This is a genomic window from Amycolatopsis sp. NPDC045836 (genome assembly GCF_056431745.1).
On sequence record NZ_JBWKKF010000011.1, the window covers coordinates 160,428 to 172,357 of the forward strand.

Genomic DNA, 11,930 nt, shown 5'->3' on the forward strand with positions numbered 1-11,930 from the left:
GAGGTCGATCGTCGTCCGGAATGCCTTCGGGGTCACCCCGTCCCGGAGCCGAACGCCTTCCTGCTGTGCCGGAGCAGTTCACGCAGCGCGGGGCTGCTCGTGCCCTTCCACACCAGCGCCAGCAGGGCCGGGACGTCGACCCCGTCGAGGGGGACCGCGGTCAGCCGGTCGCGGTAGCCCGCGGCCATCGAGTCGCTGAGCACGGCGACACCGAGGCCGCGGGCGGCCAGGTCGGCGATCGCGTCGGCGGCGCTGGCCTGCAGGCCGATCACCGGGTGGAGGTCCTGCGCCGCGCACGCCCGGTCGAGCACCGCGCGCAGGCCGGTCCCGGGCGGCATGCAGATCAGCGGGTGCGTGACGAGGTCCCGCAGGCCCAGGCTCGGTGCCGAGGCCACCGGGTGCTCGGCCGGGACGAGGGCGACCAGCCGGTCGCTGACGATGGTCAGCGCCGCCAGCCCGGCCGGGGTGGCGGCCGCGGTGCCGATCAGCGCGAGGTCGATGGTGCCGTCGCGAACGCCGTCGACCAGCCGGTCGGAGTTGTCCTCGAGCAGCGACAGCTCGACGCCGGGGTGGGCGCGGTGGAAGGCGGCGAGCGCGTCGAACAGCGGGGTGACGGTGCAGCCGATGACCATGCCGACGGTGAGGCGGCCCCGGATCAGGTCGGTCACCTCACCGACGGCCTGGCTGAGCGAACCGGCGGCGGCGAGCGCGGCACGGGCGTGTTCGAGCGCGGCCTTGCCCGCCACGGTGAGCGTGGCGGTGCGGGCGGTGCGGTCGAACAATTCGGCACCCAGTTCGCGTTCGAGCTGCCGGATCTGGGCGCTGACCCCGGACTGGCTGATGTGCACCCGCTCGGCCGCGCGGGTGAAGCCGCGTTCCTCGGCGACCGCGACGAAGTACTCCAGCTGCCTCAGTTCCATGACCGCCGATGCTAGTCCGGCGCGGAACCAGAGCTCGCGCTTCTCAGTCCGGCCAGCGAACCCGGGCGGCGGGGCGGGGTGCGGAACTCGGCGAGCACGCCGTAGTGGTCGCTGGCCTGCACCCCGCCAACGGGTTCGGTGAACACGCGGCGGCAGTCGGCGACCGCCAGCGGTGGACCGTGGACCCCGGCGCGCACCATCACGTAGTCGATGCGGCGGCCCATCTCGGCGGGCATGTCGCCGTCCCGGACGAGCGCGTTCTCCGGCGTGAAGGTGTGCCCCGGCTCGTCCGGGTGCACCGCCCGCCAGGCGTCGACGTAACAGGGGCTGCGCCCGCCCAGCGATTGCTTCCCGGACCAGAACCGGACGCTGGCGGCGTCGGGATCGGCGTCGAAGTCACCGGCCAGCACCACGGTGGCGGCGGGGTCGGGCACCAGCCGGTCGACGAACCGGGACGCCGCCACCGCCTGCAGTTCGCGTTCGGCTTCGTAGCCGTACGGCCAGCTGGGTTTGTGGTGCACCAGCCACAACGGCGACGGCGCCAGCACCTCGGCCAGCACCGTGGCGCACCAGGGGCTCTGCACCTCCCGGCCCGGCGGGCGCTGGTCCAGTTCGCGCACCTCACCGAGCGGCCAGCGGCTCGCGGCGACCGCGCCGGCCCCGCCCTCGTCCCGGCCGGAGTGCCAGGCCAGGTGCCACCCCGGGCCCAGCAGTCCGGTGATGTCGTCGCCGACCTCCTGCAGGGTGATCAGGTCCGGCGCGAGCGCCCGGATGCCCTCGGCGACCACCTCGCGGCGGCGTGGCCAGTCGGCGAGGTCCGGTGCCAGTGCGTTGAAGGTCAGAACGCGCATCGAATGTTCCCCTCGTTCGCGTGAACCCGAACGTAACGGGTACAGCGGGGTCAACCGAACCGGAGGCAAGGAAAAAATGCGCACCCAGCGAGCACGTCGTCCCGTCCAGGTCCTGGCTCTTGTCGTCGGCCTCGCCTTCCTGGTGGTGGGGCTGCTCGGGTTCATCCCGGGCATCACCGGCGGTGACCTCCACTTCGCCGGCCCGCACTCCGAGGCGGAGCTGTTCGGCGCCTTCCAGGTCTCCGTGCTGCACAACCTGGTGCACCTGCTGTTCGGCGTGCTCGGCGTCGCCGCCTTCCTCACCGGGCCGGGGGCCGCCCGCGCGTTCCTGATGATCGGCGGTGGCCTGTACCTGGTGCTGTGGATCTACGGGGTGGCGCTGGACGACGAGAGCCCGGCGAACTTCGTGCCGCTGAACAACGCCGACAACTGGCTGCACCTCGGCCTCGGCCTCGGCATGATCGCCTTCGGCGTGCTCGGCACCGTGCTCGACCGGGTCAAGGGCGACTACCCGGACGACCCGATGGAGTCAGACGGCTGACCAGCCGTTGTCCACCGGCAGGATCACGCCGTTGAGGTTGCTCGCCGCGTCGGAGGCCAGGAAGACGATCACCTCGGCCTGCTCGGCGGGGTCCGCGATCCGGCCGAAGCTGCCGAGGTAGGGCGCGAGCGCGGCCGGGCCGTGCCCCTCGGCGGGCAGCCGGGTGGCGATCGTGGTCATGGTGGCGCCGGGCGCGACGGCGTTGGTGCGGATGCCGGAGTCCCGGTACATGATCGCCAGCGACTTCGTCAGCCCGGCGATCCCGTGCTTCGACACGGTGTAGGCGGTCCCGGCGGCGCTGCCGCGCAGGGCCGCCTCCGACGCGGTGTTGACGATGGCGCCCTTGCCGCGGGCGAGCAGGTGGGGGAGGACCGCGCGGGTCAGCAGGAACGGTGCGGTCAGGTTGATCCGCAGCACCCGCTCCCACTCCTCGTCGGTGACGTCGGCGGCGGCGGTCATCGCGTCCATGATCCCGGCGTTGTTCACCAGCACGTCGATGCCGCCGAACGCCTCGGCCGCGGTCGCCGCGACCCGGTCCACCACGGCCTGCTCGCTCAGGTCCCCGACGGCCGCGACGGCGGTGCCGCCGGCCTCGGAGATCTCGCCGACCACCGCTTCGGCGCCCGCGGCGTTGAGGTCGGCGACCACCACCCGGGCACCTTCGCGGGCGAAGCGCAGCGCGGCCGCCCGGCCGATGCCCGCCGCCGCGCCGGTGACGATCACGCTGCGCTGGTCGAGTCCGTGCATGCTGGACCTACTTTCTGGCATGTCATGACATTAAGGCACAGTGTGCCAGATAGTAGGCTGAGCAGGTGGTGGACCGGAGTGCGCTGGGACGGCCGCCGCTCACCGAGCGGCGCAAGGCGGAGACGCGGCTGGAGATCGCGCGCGAGGCCGTGCGGTTGTTCACCAGCCGCGGTGTCGCGGCGACCTCCGTCGAGGACATCGCGGCGGGGGCGGGCATCTCACCGCGCACCTTCTGGCGTTACGCCGGTGGCAAGGAGGACAGCGTCCGGCCGCTGCTGACCGCCGGGATCGACGTGCTGGCGGGGGTGCTGGGGGAGTGGCGGCCCGGCGGGGACGTCTCGGCGGTGTTCGACGCCGCGGCGCGCACCACCGTCGCCGACGTGCCGGCGATGCTGTCGCTGGTGCGCCTGGCCCAGGCCGAACCGGGTCTGCGGGCGGTGTGGCTGCGCGCGCACAACGACGCGGAACTCGTGTTCGCCGACGCGATCGCGCGTTCACTGGACCGGCCCGCCGGGGATCTGCAGGTACGCGTACTGGCCGCGATGGTGAACGGTGCCGTCCGCGCCGCGGTCGAGCACTACGCCGGAGGCGAGCGGGCGGACTGGGCGGATCTCGCCGCCGTGGTCCGGGAAGCGCTGGGCACCGCGATGCGCGCCTTCCCGGACCACTAGGTGTATAACGCCCTATTCAGTCGTGCTTCTGAGCGCGCCATTCCGGGGCCAGCACAGACCAGACTTCGAGGTCGAGCCGCTCGCCCCGGTGCACGCTGTGCTGGCGGAGCACGCCCTCGCGTTGCATGCCGAGCCGCCGGGCCACGGCGATGCTGGCCTCGTTCCCCGACGCCGCCTGCCACTCGATGCGGTGCAGGCCGCGGTCTTCGATCGCCCAGTCGATGAGCACGCGCATCGCCCTGGTCACCAGGCCGCGGCCGGCCGCGGCGGGTTCGAGCCAGCAGCCCGCTTCGGCGGTGCCCTGCGGCACGTCCATGGTGCGGAACAACACGCCGCCGACGAGCGTGCCGCCGCTGCGGATGCCGTGGATCCGGCCGGTGTCGTTCGCCGTCTTCTCCGCGTACGAGCGCAGGTAGGCACGGCTGGATTCGAGGTCGGTGACCAGGTCCGGCAGGCCGACGTACCGGCCGATGAACTCCCGGCCGCGGTCGATGTTGGCCAGGAACTCCTCGGCGTGCCACGGCTCCAGCGGCCCCAGCTCCGCGTCCCCCAGTGAGATCGAGTACATGGGGTCAACTTCCCAGAGCCCCGGGGGTGCCAGAATCCGGGGTATGACTGGGGAGATCATCGAGCGGTACGTGATCGGCGACGGGGAGCGGCCGCGGTACGGCCAGCTGCTGCACGGCAACTTCATCGGGCTGGGGCCGCGGCGGGAGGAGTTCGCCAGGGCACTGGTGGAGGACGCCGCGCGGGTCACCGACGAGGAACTGGCCTCGATGCTCGACGAGGACTGGCGGCCGAGGATCACCGCGGCCTGGCTGATCGGGGTGGGCCGCCGGGAGGGTTTCCGGCAGCGGCTGGGGGAACTGCTGCTGGAGAGCAGGCTCGTCTACGCCGGGCAGGGTTACTGCTACGCGCTCGCCCGGTTCGGCACCGTCGCGGACGCCGCGATCCTGGCCACCTACCTGGACCGCTACCTGCGAGAGCTGGAGAAGCGCTACGACCAGCAGTGGGCGCTGGTCGCGCTGCGGCGGGTCGATGCCGGGCTGGGCACCAGGTACGCGGAGCAGTTCACCTGGCCGGGCGGCCCGTGGCACGCCTGGGCGGCGGCCAACCACGCGGACGAGCAGGAGCGGGAGCTGATCGCCCTGTCGTGGTCCCTGATCGACGAGGCCGAACGCGGCTCCCCGCCGAAGCCCTCATCGTCAGTGTCTCGTGCGTCGCATCCCTGACCTGCTCCCGTGACCGGGCCCCGCACTACCGGGGCCCGGTCACCGCCGGTCCTTCGTCAGGTGGGTCAGGATGCGCAGCGCGTCGGCGGAGGCGGGGTCGTCGGGGGTGTAGATCTCGAGGCGGTGGTCGGGGCTGTCCGGCTGCAGCCAGACCTGGTACTCGACGTCCACGGCGCCGATGGTCGGGTGCTGCAGGTGCATGCGGCCCACGGTGCAGTCGGCCACGTCCCCGGTGGCCCACAGCTCGGCGAACTCGTCGCTGCGCATGGTCAGTTCCCCGATCAGCTCGGCCAGGCGCGCGTCCGTGGGGAACCGGCCGGCGGTGAGCCGCAGGTACGCGACGTGGATGCGGGCGAGTTCGGCCCAGTTGCGGTGCAGGTCGCGGGTCAGCGGGTCGAGGAAGAACAACCGCGGGATGGACGGCCGCCGCGCCGGGGTCAGCGGGGCGTCGAACGGCAGGTGCCCGGCGAACAGGGCGTGCCCGGTGCGGTTCCACGCGAGCACGTCACCGCGGCGGCCGAGCGCGAGCGCGGGCATCGCGTCGCCGAGGGATTCGAGGAGGGCGAGCACGCGGGGGTGGAGCACTTCGGGCGGTGGTTCGGCCAGCCGGGAGCCGGCGGATCGCCGGGCGAGGTTGTGCAGGTGCGCGGTTTCCACCGGGTCGAGCCGCAGCACCCGGGCGAGCGCGTCGAGGACCTGTGCCGAGGCGGTTTCGGCCTGCCCCTGCTCCAGCCGGGTGTAGTACCCGGCGCTGACCCCAGCCAGCTGGGCGAGTTCCTCGCGGCGCAGGCCGGGCACCCGGCGGGCGGTCCCGTAGGCGCGCAGACCGGCGTCGGCCGGGGTGATCCGGTCCCGCCGGCTCTTCAGGAATCCTCCGAGGTTCTCCACGGCACCGAGCCTAGGTCGCTCCGGCACGCCGTGGGTGCACCTGCTGGGTCTACCCACGGCAGGGGAGTGGTTGCCGGTCGCGGCCTGCCCGATGGTCGACGGCATGTCAGCACAGCAAGCACCCCGGGCCTGGCTCGGGTTATTGGTGGTCCTCGGTCCGGTCCTGCTGGTTTCGATGGACGGTTCGATCCTGTTCCTGGCGATGCCCCGGATCGGGCAGGCCCTCACCCCGAGCGCCGGCGAGGCCCTGTGGATCCTCGACAGCTACGGCTTCGCCGTCGGCTCGCTGCTCATCGCGTTCGGCAACCTCGGCGACCGGTACGGCAGGCTGAGGTTGCTGGTGATCGGGGCGGCGGTGTTCGGCATCGGCTCGGCGGGAGCCGCGTTCGCGCCGACCCCGGAACTGCTGATCGCCGCCAGGACGCTGATGGGGGTGGCCGGGGCGACCCTGCTGCCGTCGGCGCTGGCGGTGCTGAGCGAGCTGTTCGCCGATCCGCGGCAGCGGGCGCGGGCCATCGGGATCTTCGCGGCCGCGTTCGCCGCCGGGTTCGCCATCGGCCCGGTGGTCGGCGGGGCGCTGCTGGAGCGGTTCTGGTGGGGTTCGGTGTTCCTGGTCAACCTGCCGGTGCTGGCGTTGTTCCTGGTGTTCGCGCCGGTCCTGCTCCGCGAGGTGCGGGCGACCCGGCCCGGGCGCGTCGACGCCGTCAGCGTGGTGACTTCGGCGGTGGGGCTGCTGCTCACCGTCTACGCGCTCAAAGCCGTTGCCACCGAAGGGTTTTCGGTGGTTCCGGTGCTCGCGGGCATCGGGGGACCGGTGCTGGTGGCCTGGTTCGTCCGGCGGCAGCGGCACCTCGAACACCCGCTGATGGACTTCACCCTGTTCCGCGACCGGGTGTTCACCGTGGCGGTCATCACCGGTTTGCTGCCGCTGGCGGCGTGGTCGGCGGCCGCGTACCTGGCGGGGGTCTACCTCCAGTCCGTGCTCGGCCTGCCGGTGCTGCGCACGGCGTTGCTGGCGCTGCCCGGTGCCGCGGTGCTCACGCTCACCTGCGTGGTCACGCCGGTGGTGGTCGACCGCCTCGGCAAGCGGGCGGCGCTGGTGGGCTGCCACTTCTCCATCGCGGCCGGGCTGCTGCTCCTGCTGCCGGCGGCGGTCACCGGCGGGATCGGCTGGTACGTCGCGTCCACGGTGGTCGCGGGGGTCGGCTACGGCATCTCCTTCGCGGTGGTGGCCGATACGGCGGTCGGTGCGGTGCCCGCGGCACGGGCGGGTTCGGCCGGGGCGATCGCGGAGACCAGCAACGAAATCGGCAACGCACTGGGCATCGCGCTGCTCGGCTCGCTCGCGGCCCTGGTCTTCCGGCTCGACGGCCCCGGCCTGGCCGCGACCCTCGGCGAAACGCTCCAGCTGCCGCACCTCGCGGCCGCGGCGGCGGAGGGGGCGAAGAGCGCGTTCGTCACCGGGTTGCGGGTGGCTACCGGAGTGGCCGCGGTGCTGCACGTGCTGCTCGGCGTGCTGGCCCTCCGCTGGATCCCCCGGCGTATAACGCCCTATTCAGCCACGCTTTCGGTGAGCCGGACACCGGTCACCGGTGAGACGAGCGTCCAGCCAAGACGGCGGTAGAGGGCGAGGCCGTCGTCCGTCGCGACCAGCACGCCGCGCCCGGCGCCCGCCGCGATGGCCTGCTCCCGCAGCGCGTCCATCACCACGCTGCCGAGGCCGCGGCGCTGGTGGGCGGGTTCGGTGACGATCTGGTCCATGATCGCCGCCGGACCCGCCAGGCCGAACTGGCCGCGGGCAGCCAGTTCGCCGTCGGCCGTGCGCACCACCACGCGGTGCAGCTTCCCCTCCACTGTGGACTCGAGCCGGTACGGCGGCGGGAGCGGGCGCTGCGGTGCGGTGTGCAGGGGGGTGAACATCAGGTGGCCGGGGATGTCGAAGGTCCAGGCGGGGGAGAGGGCGGCGCGCACGGCGGTTTCCGGCGCGCAGACCTTGATCCAGGTGTCCGCCCTGGTCAGGCCGGCGGCCACCGGCGGCAGGCCGTCGAGCCGGGGGAGGACGAACCGTTCGCGGTGACCGGGGAGGCCCACGTGCAGGTGGAAGCCGGCTGCGATGGGGACCGGCCGGCCGACCCGGCGGGACACGGCCCAGCCGTGCACCCAGTCGTCGATGAGCTCGGTGATGTGCATGATCCACAGTCAAGCCGATGCCACCGACATTCTGACGTATAACGACCTATACGCTCGGGCTGTTTAGTACAAAATCCGATCAAGTAGAAAAAACGGCATCGAGATCAGCGGAGCAGCTCGGTCAGCACGGCGATGCTGTGCTCGGCGTGCCCCTGGTCGACGGCGCGGTTGAGCAGATCGTGCATCGGGGCGTTCCAGGAGAAGTCGACGCCGGATTCCTCGGCCAGTTCCCGGTCGTGCGCGATGCCCGCGTGGAACAGGCCCAGCGCCGAGGCGGGGTTGGTGTAGTCGCCGGTGTCGATGTGCTCGGCGAGGCTGGGCAGCACCTGGGCGATCATCTCCAGCCACTTCACCGTGTACGGCACGAGCGACGCGGCGGGCAGCCCGCGGGCGGTGACCAGTGCCGCGCCTTGGAAGAAGCCGAGCAGGGCGGGCAGCAGTGTGCCGCCGACCGCAGATTCGTACAGCGCGGCCAGGTCGACGTCGGGGCCGAGGAACACGGTGTCGCCGCCGAGGGTGCGCAGCAGTTCGGCGTGCCGGTCGAACACGGTGCGGTCGCCGCTGTAGTAGAGCAGGGTGTCGGGTTTGCCGACCGCGTCGGGCACGTCCTTGACCGCGCCGTCGAGGAAGTCGGCGCCGTGGGCGGTGGCCCAGGCGGCCATCGTGCGGGCGCCGGCGGGGGTGCCGCTGTTGAGGGTGATCAGGGTGCGGCCGGTGATGGCCTCGGCGGCTGGTTCGAGGGCGGAGAGGGTGGCGTCGTAGGTGGTCAGGCAGGTGATGGTGACGGGGCTGGCGGCCACGGCCTGTTCGATGTCGCGGACTTCGTGCGGGGCGAGTTCGGGGACGCGGCCGGGGGTGCGGTTCCACACGGTGACCGTGTGGCCGCCGTCGAGCAGGGCTTTGGCGAGCGCGGAGCCCATCGCGCCGAGACCGGCGACGGTGACTTCGGTGTTGTGCATGCGCTGATCTTCGCCCGGCACGTACATTCGGGGAAGTACCTACATTTTTGTTCGTGTGGAAGGGGTGGCTGGGTGAAGCGGCGGGGTTACACGTGCGGGCTGGACGCGGCGGTCGATGTGATGGGTGGGAAGTGGAAGGCGTTGATCCTGTGGGCGTTGCAGGACGGGCCGTTGCGGTTCGCGGAGGTGCGGCGGGAGGTGCCGGGGATCAGCGAGCGGATGCTGATCCTGTCGTTGCGGGAGTTGGCGGATGCCGGGGTGGTGCACCGGGAGGACTACCGGGAGGTGCCGCCGAGGGTGGCGTATTCGCTGACGGGGTTCGGCGCTTCGCTGGTCGCGGCGATGTTGCCGCTGGGTGAGTGGGGTGAGCGCAACATGGCGGTGCTGGAGGGGATGCCGCGGGATCGTTGATGGGGTGCCGCCCGGACGCCGGTCCGGGGTCAAGCGCGCTTGGGGGTGCGTGGAATCGGTGCGGGGCGACCGGTGCGCTGGTCGGCTGTCGGTCCGGGGACGAGCGCGGTCAGGCCGTGACCGAGGGGTGCCGCGGGAACCCGGGGTGAGCGCGGTCAGGGCGCGGCTGTGGCGTGCAGGTTGCCGTCCTGGCCTTTGAGGCAGGCGGCGGTGGGGGCTTCGGTGGAGAGGAATTCGCCGAGGCAGCGGCCGAACTGGGCGTGGCCGGCGGCGTTGGGGTGGAAGGATTCCTGGATGGCGTGGTTGGCGCGGTCCACGGAGGACAGGTCGGTCCACTGCACGGTGAGCCTGCTGAACCATTCGTGGGTGGCGTTGGGGCCGCCGCTGCAGGCTTCGTGGCCGACGCCGGCGCGGGAGAGGTCGAGGAAGCGGGCGCCGGATTGGGCGGCGGCGGTGCGCAGTCCTTCGGTGAGGGCGGTGATGCCGGGGCCGGCGACCCAGTCGAGGTCTTCGGTGCGGAAGGGGCAGCCGTTGAGGTTGCGGAACTGTTCGGGGATGCCGGGGCCGATGGGGGCGGCGTAGGACTGGAGGACGAGGTCGTAGTCCTCGGGGTCGTAGCCGCGGTCGGCGAGGGCTTTTTTGACGTCGCCGACGGCTTTGACGACGCGGGGGACCATGGCGTCGACGCGGGGCTGCCATTCGGTTTTGAGGCGTTCGCTGCAGGGGGCGGCGCGGACGTTGAACCAGGATTGGAAGCATTCGGAGATGAGCTGGGAGAAGTGGGGTTCGTCGTTGGCGCCGACGGCGATGACCACGGCGGCGACGCGGTGGGTGGTGGTGAGTTCACCGAGGCGCTGGGCTTGGGAGGGTTCGGTCCACTGCTGGGTGTCGCCGAAGCCGACTTGGGCGGAGGGGGCGCCGGAGCAGGCGAGGTTGACTTTGGCTTCGATGTCGGCGACGTCGGTTTCGTGGATGGTGGCGTTGGGTGAGCGGTGGCACCAGTTTCCGTTGAGGCCGTTGGTTTCGGGGGTGTAGAGGCCGGCGCCTTCGCCGGAGAGGGTGCTGTCGCCGAGGCTGACGAGGGTGAGTGGGCCGGTGCCGGGTGGGCCGGGTGGTTCGAGTGGCCTGCCGGGTTGGGATTCGGGGCCGGCGAGCACGAAGATCGCCACGAGGGCTGCTGCGAAGGCGAGCGCGCCCGCGCTGACCCACCACCGGTTCTGTCGCATCGGGGCACAGTCTAGGAGATCAGGTTCGGGCTGTTGGTGAAGCGAGGGCGTCGGGAAGCTCACTTTCGGCGTGGCGGACGCGGGGGCGGAGCCAGGTGAGGGTGACCACGAGGAGGAGGGCGGGTCCGGCGAGCAGGAAGACCACGGCGATGCCGCCGCCTCGGCCGAGGCCGAGGTGCTGGGCGATGGGGGTGCCGGCGAGTTGGGCGAAGGGGCCTGCCAGTGCGTAGGCGAGTGGTTCGGCGGACCAGGCGACCATGCGGCGGATGGCGAAGACGCGGCCTTGTTTGTCGTGGGGGGTTTTGCGTTGCCAGAGGGTGGCGCTGGCGGCGTTGGTGACGGCGTAGCCGCCGAGGATGCCGAACATGCCGGCGGCGAGCGTCCAGACCGATTGCTCGATGCCCATGGCGAGCACGAGCAGGGCGTGGCAGGTGGCGACGGTGAGGATGGCGCGGATGAGGCGGCGGGGGCCGCGGGTGGTGCTGATGAGCAGGCTGACGGCGGTCATGCCGGTCCAGCCGATGGCGTTGACCAGGCCGAGGTCGGCGGGGGTGTGGGTGCTGAGCACGAGGGGTGGGACGAGCACGATGGCCATTTCCATGACCAGGTTGTTGGCGGCGAAGAAGAGGAGGAGGCCGAGGAGGCCGGGGCGTTGCTTGATGAAGCGCCAGCCTTCGAGGAGTTCGTCGCGGTGGGTGGTGGTGGCGCTGCCGGTTTTCGGTCGTGGGGGTTCGGTGGGGAGCCAGCGGAAGGAGTGGAGGAGGGTGCCGAGGGCGGCGGCGAGGGTGAGCAGGTCGATGAGGAGCAGGCCGCGGAGGCCGACGAGGGCGTAGAGGCCGCCGCCGAGGAGGGCGCCGAAGACCTGGCCCGCGGCTTCGATGAGGGAGACGCGGCCGTTGGCTTTGCCGAGGTTTTCCTTGCCGACGAGTTGGGGGACGAGGGCGGAGAAGGCGGGCCATTGGAAGGCTTTGAAGATGGCGCCGGTGCCGATGAGGAGGTAGACGTGCCAGAGCTGGAGGGTGCCGGTGGTGTGGAGGAGGACGACGCCGGCGGGGGCGAGGGCGGCGCCGGTGTCGGAGAGCAGCATGACGCGGCGGCGGTCCCAGCGGTCGACGAGTGCGCCGGCGAGGGGGAGCACGAGCAGGGCGGGGAGGGAGGCGGCGAGGACGAGGGTGGCGAAGTGGGTGGGGGAGCCGGTGTCGAGGAAGACCCAGACGCCGATGCCGAAGGTGGTCATCGCGGAGCCGATCAGGGAGAGGCCCTGGCCTGCCCAGATCAGGTTGAACACGCGCAC

At 72.0% G+C, this 11,930-nt stretch carries 14 protein-coding genes; 5 read left to right on the forward strand and 9 right to left on the reverse strand.

All coding sequences use genetic code 11. From position 1 onward, the window contains the following. Positions 1-32: 32 nt before the first annotated feature. Together AC07EG_RS22365 and AC07EG_RS22370 are read right to left on the reverse strand one after the other, a co-directional pair. Complete coding sequence (locus AC07EG_RS22365) at positions 33-920, reverse strand: LysR family transcriptional regulator (protein ID WP_478255083.1); 888 nt, start codon at positions 918-920, stop codon at positions 33-35. Positions 921-931: 11 nt separating this feature from the next. Further along, the gene (locus AC07EG_RS22370) at positions 932-1,771 is read right to left on the reverse strand and encodes an endonuclease/exonuclease/phosphatase family protein (protein WP_478255084.1); all 840 of its coding nucleotides are present in this window, start codon (positions 1,769-1,771) and stop codon (positions 932-934) included. Positions 1,772-1,847: 76 nt separating this feature from the next. Here AC07EG_RS22370 and AC07EG_RS22375 point away from each other — a divergent pair, with 76 nt between their 5' ends. Further along, positions 1,848-2,312, forward strand: a complete 465-nt coding sequence (locus AC07EG_RS22375) for a DUF4383 domain-containing protein (protein ID WP_478255085.1) — start codon at positions 1,848-1,850, stop codon at positions 2,310-2,312. Here AC07EG_RS22375 and AC07EG_RS22380 read toward each other — a convergent pair. After that, positions 2,301-3,080 carry an SDR family NAD(P)-dependent oxidoreductase gene (locus AC07EG_RS22380; protein ID WP_478255086.1) on the reverse strand — a complete coding sequence of 260 codons (780 nt, stop codon included), beginning with the start codon at positions 3,078-3,080 and terminating at the stop codon, positions 2,301-2,303. The two genes, AC07EG_RS22375 and AC07EG_RS22380, sit on opposite strands and share 12 nt — an antisense overlap. Before the next feature lie 44 nt (positions 3,081-3,124). On the opposite strand from AC07EG_RS22380, the gene AC07EG_RS22385 reads away from it, so the two are divergent. Further along, positions 3,125-3,730 carry a TetR/AcrR family transcriptional regulator gene (locus tag AC07EG_RS22385; protein ID WP_478255087.1) on the forward strand — a complete coding sequence of 202 codons (606 nt, stop codon included), beginning with the start codon at positions 3,125-3,127 and terminating at the stop codon, positions 3,728-3,730. 16 nt (positions 3,731-3,746) lie between these two features. On the opposite strand, the gene AC07EG_RS22390 is transcribed toward AC07EG_RS22385, so the two are convergent. Then, positions 3,747-4,298 carry a GNAT family N-acetyltransferase gene (locus AC07EG_RS22390; RefSeq protein WP_478255088.1) on the reverse strand — a complete coding sequence of 184 codons (552 nt, stop codon included), beginning with the start codon at positions 4,296-4,298 and terminating at the stop codon, positions 3,747-3,749. 43 nt (positions 4,299-4,341) lie between these two features. Here AC07EG_RS22390 and AC07EG_RS22395 point away from each other — a divergent pair, with 43 nt between their 5' ends. Further along, positions 4,342-4,962: a DUF6000 family protein gene (locus AC07EG_RS22395; RefSeq protein ID WP_478255089.1), complete on the forward strand. Its 621-nt coding sequence runs from the start codon at positions 4,342-4,344 to the stop codon at positions 4,960-4,962. A 39-nt stretch (positions 4,963-5,001) separates the two neighbouring features. On the opposite strand, the gene AC07EG_RS22400 is transcribed toward AC07EG_RS22395, so the two are convergent. Next, positions 5,002-5,850: a helix-turn-helix domain-containing protein gene (locus AC07EG_RS22400; protein WP_478255090.1), complete on the reverse strand. Its 849-nt coding sequence runs from the start codon at positions 5,848-5,850 to the stop codon at positions 5,002-5,004. A 175-nt stretch (positions 5,851-6,025) separates the two neighbouring features. Here AC07EG_RS22400 and AC07EG_RS22405 point away from each other — a divergent pair, with 175 nt between their 5' ends. Beyond that, the gene (locus tag AC07EG_RS22405; RefSeq protein WP_478255091.1) at positions 6,026-7,474 is read left to right on the forward strand and encodes an MFS transporter; all 1,449 of its coding nucleotides are present in this window, start codon (positions 6,026-6,028) and stop codon (positions 7,472-7,474) included. On the opposite strand, the gene AC07EG_RS22410 is transcribed toward AC07EG_RS22405, so the two are convergent. Together AC07EG_RS22410 and AC07EG_RS22415 are read right to left on the reverse strand one after the other, a co-directional pair. Beyond that, the gene (locus AC07EG_RS22410) at positions 7,402-8,040 is read right to left on the reverse strand and encodes a GNAT family N-acetyltransferase (protein ID WP_478255092.1); all 639 of its coding nucleotides are present in this window, start codon (positions 8,038-8,040) and stop codon (positions 7,402-7,404) included. The two genes, AC07EG_RS22405 and AC07EG_RS22410, sit on opposite strands and share 73 nt — an antisense overlap. Before the next feature lie 104 nt (positions 8,041-8,144). Next, positions 8,145-8,999, reverse strand: coding sequence for an NAD(P)-dependent oxidoreductase (locus AC07EG_RS22415; protein ID WP_478255093.1), 855 nt, complete (start codon positions 8,997-8,999; stop codon positions 8,145-8,147). 120 nt (positions 9,000-9,119) lie between these two features. Between AC07EG_RS22415 and AC07EG_RS22420 the strand changes: the two genes are divergently transcribed. Beyond that, a complete protein-coding gene (locus AC07EG_RS22420) occupies positions 9,120-9,410 on the forward strand; it encodes a winged helix-turn-helix transcriptional regulator (protein ID WP_478255220.1) in 291 nt (96 codons plus the stop codon). A gap of 155 nt (positions 9,411-9,565) precedes the next feature. Here AC07EG_RS22420 and AC07EG_RS22425 read toward each other — a convergent pair whose 3' ends face one another. Beyond that, entirely contained in the window at positions 9,566-10,636 is a 1,071-nt protein-coding gene (locus AC07EG_RS22425) for a GDSL-type esterase/lipase family protein (protein WP_478255094.1), read from the reverse strand. A 19-nt stretch (positions 10,637-10,655) separates the two neighbouring features. After that, the gene (locus tag AC07EG_RS22430) at positions 10,656-11,930 is read right to left on the reverse strand and encodes an MFS transporter (RefSeq protein ID WP_478255095.1); all 1,275 of its coding nucleotides are present in this window, start codon (positions 11,928-11,930) and stop codon (positions 10,656-10,658) included.